Origin of the sequence: Rahnella sp. CJA17(1/100) (assembly GCF_963881615.1) — a bacterium.
GTDB lineage: Bacteria > Pseudomonadota > Gammaproteobacteria > Enterobacterales > Enterobacteriaceae > Rahnella > Rahnella aceris.
Genome location: NZ_CAWOJA010000011.1, coordinates 475,961 through 500,258 on the forward strand (window position 1 = coordinate 475,961; position 24,298 = coordinate 500,258).

Here is a 24,298-nt window from a genome sequence, read left to right on the forward strand (position 1 = left end):
CCGATGTTTACGTTTAAAAAAGATATTCCCTTACAGGATCTGGGTGACGGTGTGAGCCGTCGCGTTCTGGCGCATGACGGCACCATGATGGCCGTTGAAGTGTATTTTGAAGAAGGCGCCATTGGACCGATGCATAACCACGTGCATGAACAACTGACATATGTGTTGTCCGGTCGCTTTAAATTCACGATCGGTGAAGAAACCCGTGAAGTAAGCGCAGGCGATACGCTGTATAAAAAACCGTACATCATGCACGGCTGCGTCTGTCTGGAAAAAGGTGTGTTGCTCGACACGTTCACGCCGCAACGACAAGATTTTTTATAATTCTTTCTGATCATAAAAAAACCGGTGCCATGAGCACCGGTTTTTTTGACACCACAGAAAACAAAATCTTATGCGAGGATTTCACGCACAAAGGTTTCGATCTCTTTGTTCTGGCAGTTTTCAAAGAAACATTTCTGGAAACGTTCGCCGGTGACAGCGGTTTTTACCAGTTCAGGATCGATAGCACGCAGCGTATCCAGATAGTTTTCTTTTACCACTGCGGCTTTCACCTGATTCAGAATACCGGCGTTGCGCACCTGAGGTTCTTTGCGGTCAGCCGGATAGCCTTCTCCTTTCACACCGGTAAAGGCCTTTTCAAAGATGAAACGCACGTTCAGCTCAGCGCCCCAGCCGAAGCCTTTAGCGAATGGCAGTGATAAGGCGTTGCCGTTGTTGATTTGCGCGAACAGGAAGGCATCCGCCGGATCAATACAATAACCGCAGTTAACGCCCGGGTGAATATTCAGAGACATCAGTGCGCCCTGACCGGTGCCGCAGCCTGCAACGACAAAATCCACAGCTTTAGAATTGAGCAGAATACTGGCCATGATGCCCAGATGGATGTATGTCAGGTGGTGATCCTGTTCGTCAGACATGCCCACGTTGTAGACCGGATACTCTTTTTCCGATGCCACGGCGTTGAGTTCTTTCAGGATGATCGCGTTTTTAGCGGCCTGACTGTTTTCCATCATCAATGCAATTTTCATGAGATTTCCTCTTTGGGCAGCGGTGTGACCCGCTGCTGTCGGTGAATATTTGTCAATAATTAGCGTGATTAACGCGCCAGCCAGCCGCCGTCAACGGCAATCGTGTAGCCATTGATATAGTCGGAAGCCGGTGAAGACAGGAACACAACCGGCCCCATCAGATCAGATGGCAAGCCCCAGCGGCCAGCAGGAATACGCCCCAGAATCTCTTCGCTGCGTGCTTCATCGGCACGAAGTTGCTGGGTGTTGTTGGTCGCCATATAACCCGGTGCAATCGCGTTCACGTTGATGTTGTGTTTCGCCCATTCATTGGCCAGCAGACGAGTCACACCCATGACGGCGCTTTTCGATGCGGTATAAGAAGGCACGCGGATACCGCCCTGATAAGAAAGCATCGACGCGATATTAATGATTTTGCCGCCGGTGCCCTGAGCAATAAATTGCTTCGCGACAGCCTGTGACATGAAGAACACGGATTTGATGTTCAGGTTCATCACATCATCCCAGTTCTTTTCGCTGAACTCGATGGCATCTTCACGGCGGATGATCCCGGCGTTATTGACCAGAATATCCAGATGTCCCATTTCTGCGACAGCGCGTTCGAGCAGCGCCGGAATGACTTTCGTGTCGCTCAGATCAGCCGTCAGGCTCAGGAAACGGCGGCCTGTTGCGCCAACGCGTTCGATAGTTTCTGTGGGCTCGACAATGTTGATCCCAACAATGTCACAACCGGCTTCGGCGAGGCCGATTGCCATACCCTGACCTAAGCCGGTATCGCAACCGGTCACTACCGCGACTTTTCCCTGAAGCGAGAAATTATCCAGAATCATGATGGTTCCTTTATGCATAAAACGGAGGCGAATACGCTTTTCCGCAGGACTATTGGTTGTCGGGCTGTGCCCGGCGCCGAAATGATAAAAGGAGTTTAGCGATAAAACTCCCGCAACTCAAGAAATTGAAACGTCATTTCAATTTATGTGAACTTTGATGTCGTTTTTTGTTGGGTTGATCACGTCCTGACGCAGGGGGTCGTGCAAATGCCAGAAACTGAACGCTGTAAACAGGAAAAATGCGCAGCAAAGCGCCTGAAGAAATTAATCATCCGGAGGAATTCTGGAGAGGAAAGGGAAGTTTATGAGGGAGAGAAAAATTCACTGCCCGGCAGGGAAGCCGGGCCAGCGGTACACGCTCACCAGGTAAGCGGAGAGCTTCAGCAGAGGCAACCGTTAGTGCAGGCAGCCCTGACATTCCGTTGCCAGATTCAGACCACGACGCCAGTCGCCCGGAGTCTGACCAAACTGGCGTTTGAAACTGCGGGTGAAAGATTGCTGTGAGTCGAAGCCCAGAGAAATCGCAACGCTGACAATAGGTTCGCCACTACTGGCCAGCATATCGGCAGATTTCTTCAGTTTTTTCTCACGAATGTATTCACCCATCGGCAAGCCGGTGTGCTCTTTAAACATACGCTGCAGATACCAGCGGGAATACCCTGCCCGTTTGGCAACAGTTTTAATATCCAGACGTTCTTCCAGATTGTGATCGATCCACTCGATCAGGTCGTGAATGAAATCCTCGGTTCTCATGGCAAGTCTCCTGCTTCTTTTTTGTTTGCGCCCCCCGAGGGCGACTCGTCTTTTAATACGTTGACCCAGTTTTCGATTAAATGCAAGTTTTACTATTGCATTTAATTGGCCGTTACCGGATAGTCTCTTTCCCGAAGTAAACGTTCTGTAAAATAGCACAGAAAGTGTAACAGTAATTCTTGCACTTTAGTAAGCGCATCCCTACAATCCCCTCGAATCAATTGTATCAGTATTTGATACATTATTGTGCTGATGAACGGCGCAAGTCCCAAAAAAGTCAGATCAGGCAAAGGACGTTACCCGGCGGACAGGCCGGTGTATTGCCTGGCAGTACTTACTCACTGGAAATAAAAATAATGATGAACCTGCAAAAATCACAGGTTGTTGTACGCGGCCGCTCCGGCGGTACGCCTTTGACGTTGCGCCTTTCAGGGGTCGCGCTGATGGTTGCCCTGCTCGCCGGGTGTGACAACAGCGTGGCGCAAAATGCTGCACCACCTGCTCCGCAAGTCAGCGCGGCAGATGTGTTAATCAAACCAATCAGCCAGTGGGATGCGTTTAACGGACGTGTGGAAGCGGTACAAAGTGTTCAGTTGCGCCCCCGCGTGTCCGGCTATATCGATAAAGTGAATTATCAGGAAGGTCAGGAAGTGAAAAAGGGTCAGGTGCTGTTCACCATCGACGACCGCACTTACCGCGCTGCGCAGGAACAGGCGCAGGCTGAACTGGTGCGTGCGCGCAATCAGGCCAGTCTGGCCAGAAGTGAATCCGCCCGTACGGAAGCGCTGATCGGTTCGCTGGCTGTGTCGAAAGAAGCTGCGGAGCAACGTCGTTCGGCCGCTTCGCAGGCACAGTCAGATGTGCTGGCAGCTCAGGCACAGCTGGACATGGCACAGTTGAATCTTGATTTCACCCGTGTCATCTCCCCGATTGATGGTCGCGCCAGCCGTGCGATGATCACGACCGGCAATCTGGTAACAGCGGGCGACAGTGCCAGTGTACTGACCACGGTGGTGTCACTCGACACGGTCTACGTGTATTTCGATGTCGATGAAGGGACGTTCCTGCGCTATCAGGCGCAGGCCCGCGAAGGGAAATTCAATGACAGCCCGCAAAGTCGCTTACCGGTTCATGTCGGGCTGGTGGGTGAAAACGGCTACCCGCATCAGGGCGTCGTCGATTTTACTGACAATCAGCTGAACTCCGGCACAGGCACGATCCGCATGCGTGCTCTGCTGGATAACCGTGACCGCACATTTACGCCGGGATTGTTTGCCCGCGTTCAAATGCCAGGCAGCGCACAGTTCAACGCCCTGCTGGTGGACGATAAAGCCATCCTTACCGATCAGGATCGTAAATTCGTTTATGTGGTGGATAAAGACGGCAAGGCGCAGCGACGTGATGTTGAAATTGGCCGCATATATGGCGGCTTACGCATCGTGCAGAAAGGCCTTGAAGCAGGCGATCGCGTCATCATCGATGGTGTACAGAAAGTGTTTATGCCGGGCATGCCGGTCAATGCCAAAACCGTCAGCATGGCGGCTAATACTGTCACGCCAGCCGCTCCTGCCGTTCAATAAAAGAGAATCCTGACTCATGGACTTTTCCCGCTTTTTCATCGACAGGCCGATTTTTGCGGCCGTCTTGTCGATTCTGATTTTAGTCACCGGGGCGATTGCCATTCCCCTGCTGCCGGTCAGCGAATACCCGAACGTGGTACCGCCAAGCGTGCAGGTTCGCGCTGAATATCCGGGTGCTAACCCGAAAGTGATTGCTGAAACCGTGGCGACGCCGCTGGAAGAAGCGATCAACGGTGTTGAAAACATGGTGTACATGAAATCCGTGGCCGGTTCTGACGGCGTGCTGGTGACGACAGTCACTTTCCGTCCGGGTACCGATCCGGATCAGGCACAGGTTCAGGTGCAAAACCGTGTGGCCCAGGCCGAAGCGCGTCTGCCGGAAGATGTCCGCCGTCAGGGCGTGACCACGCAGAAACAATCGCCAACGTTGACGCTGGTGGTGCATCTGGTGTCACCTTCGGGTAAGTATGATTCGCTGTATCTGAGCAACTACGCCACGCTGAAGGTGAAAGACGAGCTGGCACGTTTGCCGGGTGTCGGGCAGATCCAGATTTTCGGTGCAGGCGAATATGCCATGCGCGTGTGGCTGGATCCGAACAAAGTCGCGGCGCGGGGTCTGACGGCTTCTGACATTGTGAAGGCAATGCAGGAACAGAACGTACAGGTGTCTGCCGGTCAGCTGGGCGCAGAACCGATGCCGAAAGACAGTGATTATCTGCTTTCCATCAATGCCCAGGGTCGTCTGAAAGATGAAGATGAGTTCGGCAAAATCATCCTGAAAAGCGGTGATAATGGCGAAATTGTCCGTCTTCGTGATGTGGCGCGTATCGAAATGGGGTCCGGCAGTTATGCCCTGCGCGCGCAACTTAATAATAAAGATGCAGTCGGGATCGGTATCTTCCAGTCGCCTGGCGCGAATGCGATCGATTTGTCAGACGCGGTGCGAGCCAAAATGGATGAACTGGCAACCCGGTTCCCGGAAGGCATGACCTGGCGTGCGCCGTACGACCCGACGGTGTTTGTCCGTGATTCCATCAGTGCGGTAGTTCACACATTGCTGGAAGCCGTCGTGCTGGTCGTGCTGGTGGTTATTCTGTTCCTGCAAACCTGGCGCGCATCAATCATTCCTTTGCTGGCGGTACCGATATCTGTGATCGGGACATTCAGCATTCTGTATTTGCTCGGATTTTCGCTTAATACACTCAGTCTGTTCGGGCTGGTGCTGGCGATAGGGATAGTGGTCGATGATGCCATTGTGGTGGTGGAAAACGTCGAGCGAAACATCGAGGAGGGACTCGCGCCAAGGGACGCTGCGCACCAGGCGATGCGGGAAGTTTCAGGGCCGATAGTGGCTATCGCGCTGGTGCTGTGTGCGGTGTTCGTGCCGATGGCGTTTTTGTCGGGCGTGACGGGTCAGTTCTATAAGCAGTTTGCGGTGACCATCGCCATTTCAACCGTGATCTCGGCCATCAACTCACTGACGTTGTCCCCTGCTCTTGCGGCATTGCTGCTGAAATCGCACGGTGCACCGAAAGACATGCCGTCGCGGCTTATCGACCGCCTGTTCGGCTGGATTTTCCGACCGTTCAACCGGTTCTTTAATGCCAGTTCACATCGTTATCAGAATGCAGTGTCTAAAACACTTGGGCGTCGTGGCGCGGTATTTGTGGTTTACATTCTGCTGTTGTGTGCGGCGGCCTTTATGTTCAAAGCCGTGCCGGGGGGCTTTATCCCGACGCAGGATAAACTGTATCTGATCGCAGGCGTGAAAATGCCGGAAGGCGCGTCCTTATCCCGCACTGATGCGGTGATCCGCAAAATTAGCGCAATGGGGTTAAGTACTGATGGCGTAATTGATGCGGTGGCGTTCCCCGGGTTGAACGCATTGCAGTTCACCAATACGCCGAATACCGGTACGGTGTTCTTCGCATTGAAACCACTGAGCGAACGTACCCGTACAGCGGCGGAGATTAATGCGGAAATCAACGCCAAGATTTCGCAGATCCAGGAAGGGTTCGCCTTCTCCATTATGCCGCCGCCGATCCTCGGATTGGGTCAGGGATCAGGTTATTCTCTGTATATACAGGATCGTGCAGGGCTGGGTTACGGTGCATTGCAAACCGCAATTAACACCATGTCCGGCGCTATCATGCAGACGCCGGGAATGGGGTATCCGATTTCCTCATATCAGGCTAACGTGCCGCAGTTGGACGCGCATATTGACCGTGATAAAGCCAAGGCGCAGGGCGTATCGCTGGACGAACTGTTCAGTACGCTGCAGGTGTATCTCGGCTCGTCCTATATCAATGATTTCAACCGGTTCGGACGTACCTGGAAAGTAATGGCACAGGCCGATGGCCAGTTCCGTGACACCGTGGAAGACATAGCCAATCTGCGTACCCGTAACGATAAAGGTGAAATGGTGCCAATCGGCAGTATGCTGAATATCACCACCACTTACGGTCCCGATCCGGTGATCCGCTATAACGGCTATCCGGCAGCAGATTTAATCGGTGATGCTGATCCCCGCGTGCTTTCTTCGACGCAGGCAATGACCGAGCTGACTGCAATGTCGAAAAACCTGTTACCGAACGGCATGAATATCGAATGGACCGACCTGAGCTATCAGCAATCCACACAAGGCAATGCTGCACTGATTGTGTTCCCGATGTCCGTGTTACTGGCGTTTCTGGTGCTGGCCGCCCTGTATGAGAGCTGGACGCTGCCGCTGGCGGTAATCCTGATTGTGCCAATGACCATGCTATCGGCCCTGTTTGGCGTGTGGCTGACCGGTGGCGACAACAACGTGTTTGTACAGGTCGGACTGGTGGTGCTGATGGGACTGGCATGTAAGAACGCGATTCTGATTGTTGAGTTCGCCCGCGAGCTTGAACTGCAAGGTAAAGGGATTATCGAATCTGCGCTTGAGGCATGCCGTCTGCGTCTGCGCCCTATCGTCATGACCTCGATTGCGTTTATCGCCGGGACTATCCCGTTGATTCTGGGTCACGGCGCGGGTGCGGAAGTGCGCGGTGTCACTGGTATTACCGTATTCTCCGGTATGCTGGGTGTGACGTTGTTCGGGTTGTTCCTGACGCCTGTTTTCTACGTCGCACTGCGCAAGCTGGTGACGCGTAAGAAAGTCATTTTAGAAACGCAAACGGTGTAAACCGTTAAGATCAACAGAATGCAAAAAGCCGGGAGAATGATCTCCCGGCTTTTTTTTATATGCTTTATTAAGAGCGGTGCGCAGCGTCTTGCGTATCAGCGCTCTATTTCAAACAGAGCGAATCTTCCGGGTTTTGCGCCGCTAAATCTTTGGTACATTTGTATTTGCCACCGCGTTCAAACTCAGCCAGGGCATCCGCAACGGTATGACGGGCTAACACCTGAAACGACGCTTCTTCAGCTTCGCTGACAATGTTTTTGAAATAGGTGCAGGCATTGGCGCTGACCACACAGCGGGCGGGCACGTCCGGGCGAGCTGCCCACAGACGTTTATCTTCAATCACCGCGCAATAAATATCACGAAGTGTGATTTCTTCCGCCGGACGGCCAAGTGTAATTGAGCCGGTGCGACCAAGTGTGGAGACGATAATGCCATGCTGAGTCAGTGGCACCATCAGTTTGCGGATAAAACTGGAGTTGGCTTCCAGACCCGTTGCTAAAATCGCACTGGTGCAGCGCTGGCCAGCCTTTTGGGACTGAGCGATACAAAACACCATCTGCATAGCTGTCGGAAAGCGATAATCTAACATGTCATTGTCCTGAGAAACCAAGTCTTAGGTGAAGCACCGTATCACAGAGGAAATCCCCTATACGTGATCTGGTCAATAATATAACAAACACTGTTGCATTATTGAAGGCAGACACCTCTTAAACGCACAGAAAGCCACGATTTAGGGCACAAAAAAACCCATCCGGAGATGGGTTTTGGTACTCAGATTCTTTTATGAGAAGTTTCGGAGATTAGAACTGATATTGTAAGCCTACGCCCACGATATCATCGGTAGAGATTTTGTTGGTTTCGTAGAAATTATCATCGTTGTCCAGCAGGTTAATTTTGTAATCAACGTAGGTGGACATATTTTTGTTGAAGTAATAACTCGCGCCAACAGAAACATATTTAACCAGATCTTTATCGTTGTTATCAGAAGTATTACTGCCGTCTGCAGTCAAATCCTTACCTTTAGATTGCAGGTAAGACACTTCAGGACGTAATCCAAAATCAAACTGATATTGTGCGGTTACTTCGAAGTTCTGCGTTTTGTTTGCAACACCACTCTCACCAAACATTGTCATATTACGCGTTTCGGAATACATCGTAGCGAGATAGACATTGTTTGCGTCATATTTTGTACCCACAGTCCAGACATCAGCTTTATCCCCTCCTGCAAAATTCTCGCCTGCAGAAGTCGTCTGATCGTTTGTACGGTCAGATGAGGCATACGCGGCACCCGCAGTAATACCCATACCGAAGTCGTATGCCCGCGAGGCTAACTTACTACATTGATTATTAGATGAATTTATGATTTCTAAAGCGTTTCTTGAATGTTAAATGTCCCTTTCTAACATCCTGAAATAGCTGAAATTTAAACTAGTTTTGCAGAAGAGATTTTTCTCAATTATCTACTATTCTAATATTAGCTGGCAAAAGATCAGCAAGTCTGCCAAGGCCATGAATACCTACCTAGTGATAGCCCGCCGTTAACGCGGGTTTTTTTTCACAGCTAGGTTCAAGAAGATAGTCGAAAACGCGTACGGCAGCCCCATCCAGAACTTTAAGTTCGATATCATTGTTGACATCTAAAACACCCAAAATTATATTTTCCCTGTCATGACCACAACTGGTCAGAGGCTTCGCGGTTGAATGCACTGGCCGGTTTGCTCACTTCTGATATTACTCGATAAATCTCCAGTATTTATGTTCTAAAAATTTAAGCCTATGATAGCTTGAGAATATTCCCAAAGTGCCTGCGTTGTTACGCTACGTTCTTATCCAAGGTGTGCATGCTGAATTACCTGATGGTTCCATCATTGCTTTGCATTATGGTAATTATCATCGTTCTTGCGTGGGTTATGGATGGCACCTATCCAAGCTGGTAACCGGTAAAAATTTAATAGAGAAACCTTGATGAACCTGAAATTTATTCCCCCGGTTATCGTGCTAGTCGGTGCAGTTGGATTCATGGTGTGGTTCTTCGCGAGTGGCGCAGCTATGCCAGGTGGTTGAATGATGTGCATGCAGCGTCAGATATTGAGAAGATTCGTGTTGTTGGTGTGATGGTCGAGCATAGGAAGTACAGGCAGGCATCGAAGCGATAAGTTGTTATCTGAAGTAGATTCGGTTAAGTGATTACCGTCATTTGATTGTGTAGAGGTAGCTCTTTGTGCCATGTGGCTTGACAATATAAAGTTAACATATATATTAACTTCCGAGGTGAAGATTGGATCCCGACCAGCATATCCCAAAATGCCCAGATGAAATAAAGGGCTCCCTAATAAGAGTGGTCCACTGTCTGGAAGCTTGGGCCACCTTTAACCAGTCTTTACAAAGCGTGCCAGTGTCTAAACGGGATTCAGTTAAATATCAAATGGATATGTTGGTGAATAGGCTCGCTAATGGACATAGATTATCTAAAGACAGTTTTCCTCCGGAAGGCCTTCTTCCGAGCTTGCATGGTAGGCCAGCGAAGCAATTTTATGCCTTTAAGAAAATTCCAATACGTGCTTACGGTTGGTATTCACAAACAAAAGAGAAAACTTTCTTTATCAGTCATTACATATTCAAAAATAAAGATAAATTATCCAAATCAGATACAACCACGGTCCAAAGGAACTGGACTCGAATCGAGGTAAACGGCGATGAAAAATGAAAGTCTATTTTTTACTGAGCATGAGCGAAACACCGAAGAACATAGCAGAATCTATGCAAGTGAAGAACTTACCTTCAACGTTACAGAAGATCTCCTAATCATCATGGAAGATAAAGATATTTCAAAAACTGACTTAGCTGTAAAACTCGGTAAAACAAAAGCATACATCTCGCAGCTGTTGAGTGGTTCAAAGAATATGACACTCAAAACCATGTCTGATGTCTGCTTTGCCCTTGGCATAAAACCTTCAGTTGATTTTAAAGACATTGAAGACTCTGTTGTGTCAGATAGCACTGTAAAGAAATTCGTCCATATTAATTGGGAGACTTACTGCGTAGAAGAAGATAAGCAGTCTTTAGAAGAAAGCGAGCAAACTATCGTAACAAAATCCAACATAGTTTATAGGCCAGAGAAGCACCTCTGGCAAAAGGCTGCAGCTTAATGAACAAAGATTTAAAAAAAGCCCAAGAACTTCTTAATATCACTGAAGTTCATGCTAGGGAAATGGCTTTTAAAATAGCTGAAGATGAAAGTTTTTTGTCGATTAGAAAAATGAAAAAATCTGCTCAATCATATAGTTATATGGTTGAAATTGAAGAGATTGCTTTTTCTAACGAAGATGAATCAAAAAAACGCTTTCATTATATTTTCACTTATGCGGTTGGCATTAGACTGGTTAAGGTTGAAGAAAAGGATAATGAGGACGCATCTTCCTTAGTTACTGTAGAGGCAAAATTTGATGCATGCTATCTATCCAATCAGGAAGTATCCAAGGATCAACTAGATGCCTTTTCCCAAAACAATGCTGGTTATCACATTTGGCCGTATTGGAGGGAGTTTGTACAATCATCTTGTACAAGGGCTGGAATTAGCCCAATTCGTATTCCTTTCTTCCAGTTTTCGAAGGAACCTCAGTACAAGCTAAAAGAAGATTCTGAATAGAACCAACCCGGCCATCGAGCCGGGTTTTTTTGCCTAACTCAAACCCGTATCAATGACTTAGCAATGGTGTGCAAATGAAATATCGCTGGTGGTTCTTGATTGCCCTTTTCTTTGCTGCAGGTAAATATAACGATTACATTGTCTCAAAAGCTGCAAAGCAGATCGTTGTCGTTAGAAACTCCTGCTTCATAAGTCCGGGCTGTCAGAAGATGTAAAATTTGTGCCTGTAACTTGGCAATTAAAGCTCACTAGACTATTCTCAAATCCGTTGACACAAGATCAGCAAGCCTGACAAGGCAAGTAGTATATCTATCCTTGAATAGCCCACCTTATCCGTGGATTCTGCTTTCCTGAAAATTACCACTTTTTTAGACATTGTATTGCAAGTTGCAATACGTCATTTTGTTTACTGTTCGAATCAACAGCCTCTTCCTGGACTCGCTCAAGCCACGTAACAATTCGGTATCGGCTAACGCCCTCATCACCCTCTGACAGCATCAGGTAACATTCACCAATCATCCTGCATGCCTCGTTATAGGCAGAATCAACACCGTGCATAGAAACTCCGACTAACCAAAAAAGTGATATTGATCATGTTATCCGGAGATTTCGCTTAAAGTATCTAGCTTTTATAAAATTTCTTCAAAAATCATCTAAACTAAGAATAGCTGACACAAGAGCAGCACGCCTGCCAAGGCGCTATGAGTACCTATCTTCTGATAACCCGCCGTTAACGCGGGTTTTTTTTAACTATAAACTATATTTACTTAAGCAAAATTTATTTCATGAGCTTTCACTTAACGAAGTGACCTGTTCCCCGTCGATTAGTACAACCCGATGGTAGTAATTTAAAGCAACTGGACTATTCTGATATCAGCTGACACAAGATCAGCAAGCCTGCCAAGGCCATGACATGGCCTACTGATGGCCCGCTACTAACGCGGGCTTTTTTTGTTACTTTACGTTACTATATATTTGGCATGTTAAGGTTTCTTGGGGAGTAAGCCTCCCACCATGTAACTAAATTTTAGTGGTAATTCACTGGCCTTCGTTCGCGAGGGCTTTTTTGCGCGCCAATATAGACCATGCAACGAACACAGCTATTTATGGTTATCTATTCTTTTGATTGGTAAATTATTACTCAGCTATTCTTAGCTCGTTCTACCCAAACATATTTCAAATGCAAAAACTGATGTTTATTGCCCGCCTGTCGCGGGCTCTTTTTCGCGATTATCCAATTTCCGTCAGGACCATAGGATTTATTTCCAATAAAAAACCCTCCTAAGAGGGTAGTTTGGATTTCTTTTTGCGATTAATCAGCCCATCCGGACTTGGTATCGATTGCTGACTCAGCCATCGTATACTTTTGAACCTTATCCCCATCAAATAGGATCGTCAGTTCTTTCTTCGTACCTGTCGTACCATTGTGGAACAATCCGTAGAAAGGAATGAAAGACTTGCCGCTGACTTTTACTTTAGCAAAACTGTATTTCCAAACCTCCTTGCCACCATCGGTGAAGTTAACCGAATCTGGCGATCCGAACATTCCTTTTACTTCCGTTTTAGTTGTTTTCCCTTCCTGGATTTTAGTTTGAACACTAGTCTCAGTTTCTTTCTGCAAATGTTTGTTGCCTGAAGAGGCACATCCACTAACAACTAAAACTGACAAAGCCACCAATGCTATTGACCACTTCTTATTCATATCCCTATCCCCCAAAGTAACAAGTGTTACATGGTAACAGAGCTTTGCGGCAAGGAAAGAAAGTTATGAGGCAGGTTCGTTGTTAATCCCAAGCGTTGTTTCGATCGTTTTCAAACGTTCAGATAAAGCCGCGATAAGTTCTGCCTGGTCTTCATTGCGTTTCTTTAATGCTTTTATCGCAGCGCCGGAATATGCAGCTGATACCCCTAGTGTGTTGAGCGATAGCGTATCCTCTTTCGCGAAGAGCTCCCCTTCCTCGTCGATATAAAGCTGCGGGTTTTGAGTCAATGTGACTGCATCAGGACAATCTTTTTGGACGTCCTGCGCAATGAAACCAAAACCTTTAGCGCCCTTTGTTACCGAAATTACTTTTCCGGCTTCGTCATATTCACTCGGCACTGAGCAATAATCCCATGAACAAGTTCTCCATGAGGTCAACGCGGTTAAAGCTTCCTCGGGGTCTATCTCCTCGACATGCATTTTTACATCAATATCAGACACTGCGGTCCATCCTGCGGACGAAGTGCCTTGCCCATTGTCTAACATTGTGAAGTCAGTGATTACGGCGGTGTTGTTACTATTTACGACACGGAAGCGGAAACCACCACTCCCCTGACCACGGTTACATACAAAGTCAGCTCCACCAACAATGCCCGTACCGTTCCACCCCATATATGCCCCCTGTATAGCGGGGTTGTTTAATCCTTGAGTATAAAACCCCGCAGGACCTGCTGAAACTTGTGCTCCGACTGTGAAATTGCCTGATATGGACCCATTCCCGGAAAATGCTGGTGATACTTTGGGCGCGAAGGGAGCTGCTGCGACAGTGGTTACACCTGTACCGCCATTTGCCACAGGAATGGTGCTCTTGCCTGTGAAAATGGGCCACCAGTCGGACCAGTTCGGTGCAGCCGAATTGAAATTACCCGTAAGTCCACGAACAAAAGCCTCACCCTGAAAAGTGATATACATCTGCTGGCAACCATACGCTGACTTGGTCACAAATAATGTCCCAGCTTTCGCTATTGGATACCGCCCCCATCAACCAGGCCTCCGCCCGCATAGCCACGCATCAAACGATAGAGATTTGCAACGCCCAGACGGCTGGTCGCTTCCTTGGTGAATACAAACTCCCCGCCGTGAACAATGCCTTTGGGTTCATACTTTCCGCCGTGCCCGGTGTAGCCCCCCGCGTCATATTCGCGGATGTAACCACCGTTATAAGCAAGCGGAAGGTTACTATAGCTGCCGCCGGTGATTGCCGTCCCTGCATTACCGCCACCAGAAACGCTTCCCGTTGCCCATCCCATGGCTGACTGAATCGCGTAGGCCACCAGCAGACGGTCGATCACATTAACAATCATTTTAAGAATGGATGAGGTGAAGTCTTTGAAACTGGCCTTGCCGGTAGTGACCAGACTATTCAACTGGTCTGTAAGCCCGTTAAATCCGGACTGAGCCACCTGCTGCACGGACGTGAAAACATCCGTTGCAGATTCAGCGTATTCCGCCCAGCCCTGTTTCGCACCCGCGACCCAGTTTGACCGCAGGGCGTCTTCTGCATCATATGTTTTCTGTTGTTCCTGCAGGACGCGCTGCTGGGCAGAGGGGTTAAACGCATAGGCTTCCTGCAGACGCTGCAGGGTGGCAGCCCGATCTGCCTGACGCGAGGATATCCACTCCACTGATTTTTGTGTTGCCAGGTTCCCGTCTATGGTGGCTTTTGTGAGGTCCCCCCTTAACTGCTTCGCCTGCTCAAGAACGCCAACAATGGGATCAATAGCACCCCCCAATGCCACACTTTGCTTGCCTAAATTCACCCCCGAATAATAGTTTCTGACTGCCTCTTCCGCATCCGTCCACGCATCAGGAATACCGAGAACCTTAAGCCGGTGCGCTTCGATCTGGACATTGAGGTTGGTAAAATCAGATGAACCTTTGTATTCACTGACCTTGGCTTTGGCATCCAGATAGCTGAAGCCGACCGCAATCATTTTCTGCGTGGCTTCGTCAGCACCATCTTTTGTGGTGATGAAGAGATCGGCAACGCTTTTAATCGACGCGCCAGAAGAATCGGCAATAGCCCGGATATTTTGCGCCAGCTTTTCCGCTGCACTACCACTTAAACCCAGGGACTCCTGAATAATCTTGCTGGCTTCGGCAATCTCCTGACGGCTTTTATAAACCGCCAGGCCCAGGCTGCCAAAAACGACAGCAGCGACGCCGATAGCCGCATTGAGCGGCGTAATGTATGTCAGCAGTATTTTGGCAACGTTCCCGACCCCGCCAAACGAATCTTTAATCTGGCCGCCCTGCTGAAGGAGGATCAGCCAGGGGCTTTGCCCGCCTGCCAGCTGGGTGGCAATATCGGTGAACTGAGCAGGCAACATCCGCATTGCCGCTTTATATTGCCCGATGGAAATACCCGCACGCTGTGCCGCAAGCTCCTGTTTAGAGAATGCCTGCTGAACCTGCGTCCCGGCTTTCGTCGAGTCCGCCCCTAAGCCGGTAAATTGCTTGCGGACATAACTGACCTGTTCATTAAATTTTGCGGCATCAACATCAAGGCTGACGACCAAATCACCCACTGGCTGGGACATAGCGGACTCCTCCTAACGGTATCTTCACGACCTCAATCGGGTACCGGCTTTTCCCGGAACGCTGGAGCACATGCCAACGCATCAAAGGCGTTAGCCATTGATTTTCACTTCAACGACGGTGCTGCCCGCAGCGGCAGCTTCCCAGGCAATGCCAGCGGCCACGGCATCCGCAGACGCCAGCTGGATTTCACCGTCCGCGATATACACTTTTGTGCCAGCGGGGATCGCATCGGCGGAGACTTTCGGCAGCAGGAATACCCCTTCAGCCATGCCCGTACCGGTTTCATTCGGGGCAATATCCACCAGAGAGACAACCAGCAGGGAACCCAGTACCACGGGGTCGCCGCTCTCGATCACGTCAGCGCCGGTGTTGGTAATGGAAATCGTCTGACCTTCCTGTACAAAATTCTTAGCCATTGAAAAACTCCAGACGCCCCGGAAGGGGGCGAATTTTAGGTATAAAAAAAGCCCTTACGGGCATTCGGGCAACGCGGGAGGAGGATTACTGGCCGGAAGATTTCACCAGACCGCGGTAATCGAGCGGCGCAACACCGGCATCAATGCGCACTTTCGTCGCAATACCGTCAGAACTGAACCCCTCCTGCTGATCGATGTAAGGCAGCTCGACACCGTTGAGATAAGCCACCTCGATGGTGTCCATACCCTGTGCAGCGGCCAGGTACCAGGACTTGGCACTGTTATCGTCCAGACGCGGTTCACCGATCACCGTCGCAAAGTTCTGGATCGGGTTGATGATACCGGCGTTAACGTCGGCGCCTTTCACGCTGGCAGATTTGATGGTCTGGTTTGCCACGGTTTCGAGGGCGGTTGGCACCAGCAGGAACGCCGGGCGGATATTCAGGGTACGGCCGGTGGATGGCTCTTTCTGAACGCGCATCAGCTGTCGGCCCGCGTCCAGATTAGTGACGTCAATGGCACCGGTTGCCAGGTTTTTATGATCGCTGCTGAACAACGCCTTACCGTCTGACAATTTCGGGTTGCCTTTCACCGTGCCGGCGATTGGTGTATTAGCATCGAGCAGCCGCTTTCTTACCGTTCCACGGTTCAACCCAAAAGCCTCAGCAATCTTCGCTACGCTCCAGTTGTAGGCGTCCCCCAGATTGCTGATATTGGACATTGACACCTCACGCTGTCAGGTGAAGTCACGATTTATTTCGTTAACTCAGAGGGTTATAAACTGGTCAGATGACAGGGGAATTGAACTTTTGTCACCTGAATTTCATTTTTTATTATATATAACAAGGAGATAATAGACGTGCTGCTGACAGCATAGAAATACGAAAACTAGCCGTTTTCCGCGAGTCCGCCGCCCCGTGGCAAGGCCCCCTGCCGGGAGTACCTTTCATTACTAATCATTTCATTTGAAACTATATTGTAAGTGGCCGATTCCATTCTGGGTCACAATTCAACTCGAATTGCACACAGGCGCATACGGGACACCATCAATAGTGGCCTGTATAAAAGCTCCAATAAAAAACCGCCCGTAGGCGGTTGGTCTCAACAACTGTTAGAGCTACCAGTAGTCTATCGGTCCCAGTTACGAACCACTCCGTTTTTATCAAACCAGATCATGAGAGAATTAGTGTCTTGTTTATTCTGACTATTAGCGACACTTGCTGCTGAGGACGCTCCTGATATAGGGATCACGGATGCTGCTGCTCCCATCAAATCGAAACCTTTATCTACCGCGTAGTACCAACTTTCCTCTCCATTAGATTTGATACTAATTCGACCTGACTCTGGCTCACCAAAGTCGCGTCTGACATCTGCTTTAGTAGTCTTTCCTACGATAAGGTGTTGAGTTACATACTCTCGGCTGAGTTTGTCAGTATTTCCGCCAAGTGACATCCCTCCGGATGAGCAACCTGCTAAGAGAGATACAATCAATATTAACCCGTATGTAGCTTTCATGACATTCCTCAACTAGTTGAACGTCTAGTTAATGTATTTGAATGTAGCATTTATGTAAATGATATTTCTATTCATTGTAAATGACGACAAAACACTTCGTTATAAACGGTTATACCTTACTGAAATCAATGCCATTTAGTTCTGCATAAAAACTCTTTTTCACAATTTGTATTGGGAGATTAAGATCAGCATTCATCCTTATACAACATCATCTCAGACACTCAGTGAATGCCTGCTGTAATGCCTTGACTATTTGCGGTGAAGAATGCCGCCTGGTTGCAAAGCTCTGCGTATGATTTCCTCAACAACTTCAGTGATTGCAGCTTTCATGTCAGGGCTCAATGTTACTTTTGTTGAAAGTGCGCTTGTCGAGATAACAGCGTTTTTGATTAATACTTCTTTTTCCCATTCGTATTTTTCCATTTATCAACACCTATTGAATTCCGCATCGCTTCTGGGCTTCAGCGGCATAGCCCTGAAGGTATTGGATCACTTCGTCGTCTCTGCTGGTTGACTCTCTGAGACTGAGAACAGCTGATCCACCTGCTGGCGTGAGGTCGATTTGTACTGCATCGCCCAGGCTGCCGCTGCCGGAAGTGCTGTTCCCGACGAGTTGGCAGGTGGCAAGGTTTGCTGCGGCGATTCGCACCCGGCGAGTACCAGCAGCAATATCAGCACGCAACTTCTCATTCTTAGCCAGTTCATCTGCCATTTCCTTCGTGTGCTTCGCATCCAGCGCCTGAAATGCTATCAGGGCCGCTTCGGTGCGCTTCTTCTGGTTGGTCAGGTCAATCACGGCCTGATCGCTTTGTTTCTTCAGCTCTGCGGTGTGGGCTTCGTTCAGTCTGGAAACATCAGCATCCCAGCGTAGCCCTTCAGCCCACCACATGAGAGCAATTCCAGCCACGAAGGCCAGTGCAATCGGCAAACTGTTATTCATCCAGCCCCCAGCAAGTCAGCTCGCTTTCCTGATCACGCCTGATGACCTGGCCAGCGCAGTTGTTCGCCCGAATTCGGCAATCTTTCCCGCCATCCCATATCCAGCGCTTAATTTCGGCGCATGCACCAAGTCGGTCGCCAGCATTAATTTTGCGATAGAAGGTCGACGAGAAGCATTTACCGGGACCGATATTCCACGGGCAGAACGAGGCGATCCCGACCTTCTGCGGCGGCGTCAGTGGTACATGAATATTTTTATCAACCCAGGCCAGCGCTTTGGCCTGCTCTGCTCTATCGATGGCATCACACTGCGTACGCGTCAATTTCATATCTTTAAATACAGGCTTCCCGTTCACATAAGCCACGCCGCCGCAGATAGTCCAGACGCCGCCCTGATCCTGATAAGCAATCAGGCTGGTGCCTTCTTTCTCTTTTTGGAACTGTTCCATCAGCACTGGTGCGCTTGCTCCAGCAGCAATCAGCGCCAGCATGGCGGCACTGAGTTTCGTTTTAAGGTTTGCCACTTCAGACCTCGCTGGTTTTCTGCGCGAGCTCATTAACAACCTGGGCGGTTGCAGATGGATTTTTTGCATCCACCTTGTCGGCGATTTCTTGAAGAATCCGGGTGCGCTTCATCTGTTCGCGACGATTCAGGAAGTACGTCAAAGCAGTAAAGAGCGCCCCGATCAGCACGCCAGCGATAAAGCCCCAATCCTGAAGGGATAAGCTTGCAAAGAAGGCCGTAATTCCAGCACCACCATAGGTAGCGTTACTGTATTTTTCGTCCATTTTCATAGTCTCCCCTCCGGCCAGCCGGTTGGGTGCGCAGTCGTGATAAATAAGGAATTAGCAGCTCAGTCACTTTGCGAAAGTGAAATGGTTAGCTGACTGACTGACCACTAAATGCAGAAAGGGCTACCAATTGGCAGCCCTTAATTTTAATTAAAAAATATTTAAAAATTACACACTAACGTTGTACTGTTTTTACTTCCCTGGTGTTGGCCGAAGATTGGCTACCTCACCTACTGTTATGAACAGAGGTGAGGTTTTTTTTGCCACGTATTAGCCAAAAGATGATGAAATTTTATAGCTATCCTTCATTCGGGATATTTCCCTCAATGTCTGTCTATACCACTAATCATCAAGTTACACGCCAAGCGCGAAACGGCCCAGCTTGATTGCTTCTTTTATCGTGGAACCTGAGCCATGAACGAAGATCCAAAACCATATCCCAGAAACGCAAAAAACCTCATACGGCGGGTTTGTTTAACATTCGGCTGAGCGCTGACACAGTGCGATGATAACGCGATGAGTGTGAATCCCAGCGCTCATGCGAATGTGCTTTCCAGTCACTCCGGGTTATCCCATCATCACTGACTGAAAAGCATTGTTTGGTTGTTGCAGTGCTGGGTGCCTCCCAGTGAACCTTCGGCCAGCCAACCTTGATTCGCTTTGTGACGTGAACTAAAGGCTGATTAGCCCCACCGCTTAGATGAGATTCACCACAACGACATAAAAATAGCATACAGCACAAAAAGAGAAAACTACGCTGACTTTAGGTTGGAGTTCTTTGCCACTTCTCGCTGTGTCCGCGTTTGCCAATCGATAACCCCCTATCGCCGTACGTGTCCTTACAACCGAATTGAGGGCATAAAAAAGGCCGCCCAGAGACAGCCCATTGGAATAATGTATTTATCTAACTAACAATCCCGAACAGCTTTGCCCACTCTTCTATCTGGGATCGATATATGAATTGAACCGACTGCAGGGAGTAACCACCCTCGCCTTCTACAATTTGTGCAAGGCAAGGGAATTCTTTGGGTACCTGACGCAGAATTTCTCTTTCAAGCTCGTCAGGTTCGAAAACCGAAGGAAACTCCTCATCCAAATGAAGGTAGCCTTTTACTATCCATTCTCTGTATTCAAATTCGTTAGCTAGTAGCTTCATACCGATGGTCTCATGTGATGTTTTACATAAGATAGCAGGCATCCAGCAAACGAACGATGGTGATGGCTATTTTTTACTTCCCCACGAGATTTACTAAAGCAAGATTCAAGCGTACATTTTCATTTGCAGATATATCAAGAGTTCTCCTAAAGGAAAACCTTGCTTTATTCTATTGAATTCAAATCATTTTAAAGAGGATGATTCAATGCATATTGAGACTGTTCTGGAGAAGTTTGTCTGCTCCATTTGCCGATGCGAATTTCTCATTTACCCAAATGACTTTAATCTGGAAGCTAACTTCGCTGACGTTAACTGTGCATCATGCGGCCGTGAAGTCACCAAAAGCGAACTTATCGAGCTATTGCAAACTGGTGATTCTAAACAGCCTAAGAAACTCATTACGACTATGTTGAAGTAGTATCACCCAAATTATTGCTTTAGGTGTCCTCACAATCTAATTGGGGGGGTATAAAAAAGGCCGCCAATCGGCAGCTTCTAGGAAGTGTTTTATAGTGACGGCACTACTTAATAAGGACATGTATATGAAAAATAAAATCTTCGTCGTCTTAATGCTCACCGGCATGCTCACCAGCTTTTCAGGACTTGCGGAACTCTTGCAGTGCAGTATCAACGTCGGCAATCTCTCCGATTGCCAGCCATATCCATCAACGAAAAATGCCCCTCTACTCAGAAGCGATGGAAAGGTTTCTTTATGCGAGATTAATAGCGGAGAGGTTGGCTCATGCTCATCAAATTATGACGGTGAAATAGTCATCAAGAGAGGTAGTGGTTACTCTGAATGCAATGTTGAGTATGGCGAACTGAAAGGCTGCACTCCTCCTGTTTATTCTGGCTCAGCGATTATTGATACTAGCCAGAAATAAGGTTAAAGCTTTTCGGTAAGGGCATTAACCCCTTGACTGGCCGGAAATGTCCCAGCTTACCAAGCCGATGCTCTTACCTGATGTGCAGAAACGAAAAAGCCCCGCATTTCTGCAGGGCTCTCAAAGCTTTTCTAGGCGCTCATCTACACAAACGCCCATGATTGAGATAAGTTACGCCAAGTTCGGACAAAATGCAAGAGTTGGGGCTGAAATTGCGTAAATAGAACAAATCTTAGTTTAAGAAGACGTTATTCATATTTCTATGTTCGTGCTGCTTATCAGCGGACACCTTTGCCACCAGGGCGAGAGTCCTCTGATCTTCCACCGCAACGTGAACCATCTGATGCTGTATCGTTATCATGCTGACAGCTGCCAGCAAAAGCCTGAACGGAAGTGCCGAGAGAAAGGGTTACCAGAAGCATTGCGAATATTTTTTTCATGTAATACCTGTGTGTAGTTAAGGCCACAAATGTGGCTCATCAAAAGTATTCTCTTAAGTTAAATTTTACCAGTGAATAATCATCTTAAGCTGGATGTCACAGACACAAAAAAGCCCGCATTGCGGGCTTAAATCTTCTCTTCTAACCCTGCCTGTTTCAGTATCCCATTGGCTGTATTTCTTGAAACCACTGTGACCGGCACGGAAAAGGTTTTGTTCGTAATGGGGCTATACCAAATTTCATGACTTCCTTTTCCCTGCCTGACAAATTTGCATTTGTGTCGATGGAGGATTAAGGCTATGTTCGTATAGAACCCTCTGCCCATATGTTAGAGCATCATAGGTAAGGTTTGTTCATGCACAAAGTCCAGACGCATTTCATCCGGATGAACATCACAGTTTAGTTGACATAATTCAGGTGCGATATCACGGACACGCAAGGTTAACTGCTCAAACGATTTGGCCTCAGTTACCAAACCCAGCTCATCGCAGATCCCCGTCCACATGTGGTCTTCGTGTGTAACGTTGATAGTGAATAGTTGGCTTTTGTTCATGATGAAACCCCTTACTGCTGACTAAATCGGCGATACCTTAATATGGTAACATTACGCAAGATTGGACAATTTGCAAACAAAAAAGTTTTCTCAGAGAATAATATGTAGGCGCTGGGATCCCGGCGCTTGGTCAGTTTACTGAATCTTCTTAGCCTGCTCATTTGCTGGTGATTCTTTGGAATACAGCATCAGCGTGATTCTCTTCCTGCTCACATTTGGTCACCAGCGACTCATATAGCGGTCGCCAATTTCGATTCCATGTTCTTTCCTGCAGGTCAGGCAGCAGTGCTACAATCGCTTTGTAGGCCGTTGTGCCTGGTGTCCTTTTGAATCCCCTGCCCGCGCACCGATCACAAGTCTTATCGACCGGAACGCCGAGAAGGTTTGATTTCTCCAGGTCACGCACGCGGCCGGTGCCATTACAGCGGCAACGATTTGAGATGGTCCCCTTCCCCTTGCACGGCTGGCAAATGACATCAACTATCTCTTCACCTTCCGTTTTGGACTTCATTTCATTGCGGTAAAGCAGGCCTAAATTGCCCGGTAGCGCATCAAGATATTCCCGGCGGTCGATTGCCAAATGATTTCTGAAGGTTCTCTTCTCTCTCAAAAAACCGGTGCCAGAGCAGCACGGACAATCATAAGTGGCCGCCGCCGACCGCGCATAATCTTCAAACGCCATTTTTGCCATAATGTGTAGGCATTCAGCCATGCGCCTCCCTGCGACTTTGCCGATATGCTTCGGTGCGTGCTGTTTGGCGTACTGCGTCAGCATGCCGACCGCTATCGTTCTATCTTGCTGGCTAATACCGGCTTTTGCCAGGAACAGGCGCAGGCCGAATTCCGCGTCACTTTGTGTCATCCCCAGCGCCGCCATAATATCGGTGATGTTAAATGCGTCGCTGGCCGTCGCGCGGGAACTGTCGCTGATGGATAAGCCTTTCGGGGAAAAATGCTTCAAAATCGTTTCAAGGTTCATGCTGACTCCACACTTATTTTTGCTTGCCGGTAGCGATAACACCCATCGCCAGCGCGCGGTCTAATGTCTTCAACACCAGAAATTCCTGTGTGCCGTGTTCTTCTTCCCAAGCCGGGGTATCCGCATGAAGTGAGTCGTGACATCGTCTGCACAGCGGGATCACAAACAAGTCATGCGCTTTTGTTGCCATACCGCCAAAGCCATTGCCGGTGATGTGGTGCGGATCATCTGACCCGTTACCACAGCCGCAGCATGGCTGGCGCTTTACCCATTGGGTGTATTTGGTGTTTTCGTACCGGCGGCGCTTCGGGCGAAGCATGAAAGATTCTGGAGTTTCCGGATCAACGGCCAGCGCCAGCACCGGTTTGATGTTGCTCGCCATCACTTCCCGAGGCTCTTGTTCGCTGGGGTTAATGTCGGATTCTTTCAACTGCGTGCCTGGAGGCTGGTATTTCATGCCAAGCGCTTCGCATATGATTTCCTCCGGCAGTTGCGCCGCCAGCCCCTTACTCGTTGCCCACCAGCAAAGTTCCGGCAGGGTCAGTTGATGTCCAACGGACAATCGGGAACGCTCGCGGATAGCCTCGGTCACAAATTCAGTAGTATTCGACAGGGCTGCAGCATCGAGTTTTACCGATTCTTTCCCGTGATATTCGTTGTCATGGGTCCAACACAGAGACACAACGCCACGCGCACGGCGAGACTGCACCAGTTCATGGTGATGATATTGACCGCCAAAATTAGTGCACTGGCAGCCTCGGTTACGCTTAACCCACAATGTTAGCGCAACCTCTTCTGTCCATCCCCCGTTGGCCAAGGGTAGTCCGCTGGTGAGTTATAGTCACCGCGCCTTGCGCTATAGCGGTTAAATTCATCCATCACATCATCCACTGACGGCAGGCCAGCCGTTCTTTTCGTACAAATTGTTGTTGAACTGCGTTTCAGTCATGCCCAGAGCGCCAGCCATAGCAGACCGACCGCCGGGATAGGCTTTGCACATCGTTTTAACTACTGATTTCAGGTCTACCATGTTGTTTTCCCTTTGGTAGTTATGGTTGTTCGCCACTGGTGATAGCCTTTTTGTAAAGTGTTGGGTCGTATTTCAGTTCACCTTTGGTTCTATATGCAGCCTCGGCAGCTCGGCCTTTTGGGATCAGTTGGCCAGGGCGCTTTCTCCACAAATAAAATGCTTCAGGGGATATCCCAAAAAACTCAGCGACTTTACCGGGTTCGCCAAAATATTTTTCAAGGTCACTCGTCGTCATAACACCTCCGGTTTCTAAATTAATTTAGATAGTATTATTTAATT

General features: G+C 48.6%; 30 protein-coding genes and 3 pseudogenes. 8 read left to right on the forward strand and 25 right to left on the reverse strand.

The genetic code is table 11. The features are described from left to right. Nucleotides 1-3: 3 nt before the first annotated feature. Entirely contained in the window at nucleotides 4-324 is a 321-nt protein-coding gene (locus AACU55_RS08465) for a cupin domain-containing protein (RefSeq protein ID WP_013577753.1), read from the forward strand. A 68-nt stretch (nucleotides 325-392) separates the two neighbouring features. Here the strand turns inward: AACU55_RS08465 and AACU55_RS08470 are convergent, their stop codons facing one another. From AACU55_RS08470 to AACU55_RS08480, 3 genes are all read right to left on the reverse strand, one after another. Beyond that, nucleotides 393-1,031 carry an RpiB/LacA/LacB family sugar-phosphate isomerase gene (locus tag AACU55_RS08470; protein ID WP_013577754.1) on the reverse strand — a complete coding sequence of 213 codons (639 nt, stop codon included), beginning with the start codon at nucleotides 1,029-1,031 and terminating at the stop codon, nucleotides 393-395. Between the two features lie 68 nt (nucleotides 1,032-1,099). Beyond that, the gene (kduD, locus tag AACU55_RS08475) at nucleotides 1,100-1,861 is read right to left on the reverse strand and encodes a 2-dehydro-3-deoxy-D-gluconate 5-dehydrogenase KduD (protein ID WP_013577755.1); all 762 of its coding nucleotides are present in this window, start codon (nucleotides 1,859-1,861) and stop codon (nucleotides 1,100-1,102) included. Nucleotides 1,862-2,257: 396 nt separating this feature from the next. After that, nucleotides 2,258-2,614, reverse strand: a complete 357-nt coding sequence (locus AACU55_RS08480) for a helix-turn-helix domain-containing protein (protein ID WP_013577757.1) — start codon at nucleotides 2,612-2,614, stop codon at nucleotides 2,258-2,260. Between the two features lie 443 nt (nucleotides 2,615-3,057). Here AACU55_RS08480 and AACU55_RS08485 point away from each other — a divergent pair, with 443 nt between their 5' ends. Further along, the gene (locus tag AACU55_RS08485; protein WP_223509661.1) at nucleotides 3,058-4,194 is read left to right on the forward strand and encodes an efflux RND transporter periplasmic adaptor subunit; all 1,137 of its coding nucleotides are present in this window, start codon (nucleotides 3,058-3,060) and stop codon (nucleotides 4,192-4,194) included. A gap of 16 nt (nucleotides 4,195-4,210) precedes the next feature. After that, the gene (locus tag AACU55_RS08490; RefSeq protein WP_037032977.1) at nucleotides 4,211-7,363 is read left to right on the forward strand and encodes an efflux RND transporter permease subunit; all 3,153 of its coding nucleotides are present in this window, start codon (nucleotides 4,211-4,213) and stop codon (nucleotides 7,361-7,363) included. A 103-nt stretch (nucleotides 7,364-7,466) separates the two neighbouring features. On the opposite strand, the gene AACU55_RS08495 is transcribed toward AACU55_RS08490, so the two are convergent. Further along, nucleotides 7,467-7,952, reverse strand: coding sequence for an RrF2 family transcriptional regulator (locus AACU55_RS08495; protein ID WP_013577760.1), 486 nt, complete (start codon nucleotides 7,950-7,952; stop codon nucleotides 7,467-7,469). Between the two features lie 211 nt (nucleotides 7,953-8,163). Then, nucleotides 8,164-8,688: pseudogene (locus AACU55_RS08500) on the reverse strand (porin); the annotation flags it as partial. 640 nt (nucleotides 8,689-9,328) lie between these two features. Between AACU55_RS08500 and AACU55_RS25740 the strand changes: the two are divergent. From AACU55_RS25740 to AACU55_RS08510, 3 genes are all read left to right on the forward strand, one after another. Next, on the forward strand, nucleotides 9,329-9,427 hold the full coding sequence (locus AACU55_RS25740) for a YoaK family small membrane protein (RefSeq protein WP_167686129.1): 99 nt from the start codon (nucleotides 9,329-9,331) through the stop codon (nucleotides 9,425-9,427). Nucleotides 9,428-10,059: 632 nt separating this feature from the next. Next, complete coding sequence (locus AACU55_RS08505) at nucleotides 10,060-10,512, forward strand: helix-turn-helix domain-containing protein (RefSeq protein ID WP_134705417.1); 453 nt, start codon at nucleotides 10,060-10,062, stop codon at nucleotides 10,510-10,512. Continuing rightward, nucleotides 10,512-11,012, forward strand: coding sequence for a protein-export chaperone SecB (locus AACU55_RS08510; RefSeq protein WP_134705418.1), 501 nt, complete (start codon nucleotides 10,512-10,514; stop codon nucleotides 11,010-11,012). The genes AACU55_RS08505 and AACU55_RS08510 overlap by 1 nt, the downstream gene beginning before the upstream one ends. Nucleotides 11,013-12,324: 1,312 nt before the next feature. Here AACU55_RS08510 and AACU55_RS08515 read toward each other — a convergent pair. From AACU55_RS08515 to AACU55_RS08570, 12 genes and pseudogenes are all read right to left on the reverse strand, one after another. Continuing rightward, nucleotides 12,325-12,714 carry a hypothetical protein gene (locus AACU55_RS08515; RefSeq protein ID WP_015689750.1) on the reverse strand — a complete coding sequence of 130 codons (390 nt, stop codon included), beginning with the start codon at nucleotides 12,712-12,714 and terminating at the stop codon, nucleotides 12,325-12,327. A 63-nt stretch (nucleotides 12,715-12,777) separates the two neighbouring features. Beyond that, nucleotides 12,778-13,716, reverse strand: coding sequence for a tail fiber domain-containing protein (locus tag AACU55_RS08520; protein ID WP_134705420.1), 939 nt, complete (start codon nucleotides 13,714-13,716; stop codon nucleotides 12,778-12,780). 41 nt (nucleotides 13,717-13,757) lie between these two features. Next, nucleotides 13,758-15,314, reverse strand: a pseudogene (locus AACU55_RS08525) (phage tail tape measure protein); the annotation flags it as partial. Next, entirely contained in the window at nucleotides 15,295-15,396 is a 102-nt protein-coding gene (locus AACU55_RS08530; RefSeq protein WP_240785629.1) for a phage tail protein, read from the reverse strand. The pseudogene AACU55_RS08525 and the gene AACU55_RS08530, both read right to left, overlap by 20 nt. A gap of 8 nt (nucleotides 15,397-15,404) precedes the next feature. Beyond that, complete coding sequence (locus tag AACU55_RS08535; protein WP_134705421.1) at nucleotides 15,405-15,731, reverse strand: DUF2190 family protein; 327 nt, start codon at nucleotides 15,729-15,731, stop codon at nucleotides 15,405-15,407. 85 nt (nucleotides 15,732-15,816) lie between these two features. Then, nucleotides 15,817-16,452, reverse strand: a complete 636-nt coding sequence (locus AACU55_RS08540) for a phage major capsid protein (RefSeq protein WP_445261085.1) — start codon at nucleotides 16,450-16,452, stop codon at nucleotides 15,817-15,819. Between the two features lie 407 nt (nucleotides 16,453-16,859). Beyond that, nucleotides 16,860-17,246 (reverse strand): hypothetical protein, encoded by a 387-nt coding sequence (locus tag AACU55_RS08545; protein ID WP_134705422.1) that lies wholly within the window; start codon nucleotides 17,244-17,246, stop codon nucleotides 16,860-16,862. Between the two features lie 249 nt (nucleotides 17,247-17,495). Continuing rightward, on the reverse strand, nucleotides 17,496-17,669 hold the full coding sequence (locus AACU55_RS08550; protein WP_167686130.1) for a hypothetical protein: 174 nt from the start codon (nucleotides 17,667-17,669) through the stop codon (nucleotides 17,496-17,498). A gap of 10 nt (nucleotides 17,670-17,679) precedes the next feature. After that, on the reverse strand, nucleotides 17,680-18,186 hold the full coding sequence (locus tag AACU55_RS08555) for a lysis system i-spanin subunit Rz (RefSeq protein WP_134705423.1): 507 nt from the start codon (nucleotides 18,184-18,186) through the stop codon (nucleotides 17,680-17,682). Further along, on the reverse strand, nucleotides 18,179-18,742 hold the full coding sequence (locus AACU55_RS08560) for a lysozyme (RefSeq protein ID WP_371687416.1): 564 nt from the start codon (nucleotides 18,740-18,742) through the stop codon (nucleotides 18,179-18,181). The genes AACU55_RS08555 and AACU55_RS08560 overlap by 8 nt, the downstream gene beginning before the upstream one ends. Continuing rightward, on the reverse strand, nucleotides 18,711-18,980 hold the full coding sequence (locus tag AACU55_RS08565) for an HP1 family phage holin (protein ID WP_013575116.1): 270 nt from the start codon (nucleotides 18,978-18,980) through the stop codon (nucleotides 18,711-18,713). The genes AACU55_RS08560 and AACU55_RS08565 overlap by 32 nt, the downstream gene beginning before the upstream one ends. 901 nt (nucleotides 18,981-19,881) lie before the next feature. Beyond that, nucleotides 19,882-20,133 (reverse strand): hypothetical protein, encoded by a 252-nt coding sequence (locus AACU55_RS08570; protein ID WP_134705425.1) that lies wholly within the window; start codon nucleotides 20,131-20,133, stop codon nucleotides 19,882-19,884. Between the two features lie 205 nt (nucleotides 20,134-20,338). On the opposite strand from AACU55_RS08570, the gene AACU55_RS25745 reads away from it, so the two are divergent. After that, nucleotides 20,339-20,551, forward strand: a complete 213-nt coding sequence (locus tag AACU55_RS25745; protein ID WP_134705426.1) for an ECs_2282 family putative zinc-binding protein — start codon at nucleotides 20,339-20,341, stop codon at nucleotides 20,549-20,551. A 124-nt stretch (nucleotides 20,552-20,675) separates the two neighbouring features. Continuing rightward, a complete protein-coding gene (locus AACU55_RS08575) occupies nucleotides 20,676-21,017 on the forward strand; it encodes a hypothetical protein (protein WP_134705427.1) in 342 nt (113 codons plus the stop codon). 278 nt (nucleotides 21,018-21,295) lie between these two features. On the opposite strand, the gene AACU55_RS08580 is transcribed toward AACU55_RS08575, so the two are convergent. The 8 genes and pseudogenes from AACU55_RS08580 to AACU55_RS08615 form a co-directional block, all read right to left on the reverse strand. Next, nucleotides 21,296-21,457 carry a transmembrane anchored protein gene (locus tag AACU55_RS08580; RefSeq protein WP_071882958.1) on the reverse strand — a complete coding sequence of 54 codons (162 nt, stop codon included), beginning with the start codon at nucleotides 21,455-21,457 and terminating at the stop codon, nucleotides 21,296-21,298. A gap of 127 nt (nucleotides 21,458-21,584) precedes the next feature. Then, complete coding sequence (locus tag AACU55_RS08585) at nucleotides 21,585-21,782, reverse strand: type II toxin-antitoxin system HicA family toxin (protein WP_134705428.1); 198 nt, start codon at nucleotides 21,780-21,782, stop codon at nucleotides 21,585-21,587. Between the two features lie 3 nt (nucleotides 21,783-21,785). After that, nucleotides 21,786-22,010 (reverse strand): DUF1902 domain-containing protein, encoded by a 225-nt coding sequence (locus tag AACU55_RS08590; RefSeq protein WP_134705429.1) that lies wholly within the window; start codon nucleotides 22,008-22,010, stop codon nucleotides 21,786-21,788. A 157-nt stretch (nucleotides 22,011-22,167) separates the two neighbouring features. Beyond that, complete coding sequence (locus AACU55_RS08595) at nucleotides 22,168-22,989, reverse strand: antitermination protein (RefSeq protein WP_134705430.1); 822 nt, start codon at nucleotides 22,987-22,989, stop codon at nucleotides 22,168-22,170. A gap of 13 nt (nucleotides 22,990-23,002) precedes the next feature. Continuing rightward, entirely contained in the window at nucleotides 23,003-23,698 is a 696-nt protein-coding gene (locus AACU55_RS08600) for a DUF968 domain-containing protein (protein WP_240785621.1), read from the reverse strand. 71 nt (nucleotides 23,699-23,769) lie between these two features. Then, nucleotides 23,770-23,868, reverse strand: a complete 99-nt coding sequence (locus AACU55_RS08605; RefSeq protein ID WP_240785622.1) for a hypothetical protein — start codon at nucleotides 23,866-23,868, stop codon at nucleotides 23,770-23,772. Nucleotides 23,869-23,893: 25 nt separating this feature from the next. Then, a pseudogene (locus tag AACU55_RS08610) lies at nucleotides 23,894-24,019 on the reverse strand (YmfL family putative regulatory protein); the annotation flags it as partial. A 19-nt stretch (nucleotides 24,020-24,038) separates the two neighbouring features. After that, nucleotides 24,039-24,254, reverse strand: coding sequence for a Cro/CI family transcriptional regulator (locus tag AACU55_RS08615; RefSeq protein WP_112198719.1), 216 nt, complete (start codon nucleotides 24,252-24,254; stop codon nucleotides 24,039-24,041). Nucleotides 24,255-24,298 lie beyond the last annotated feature (44 nt).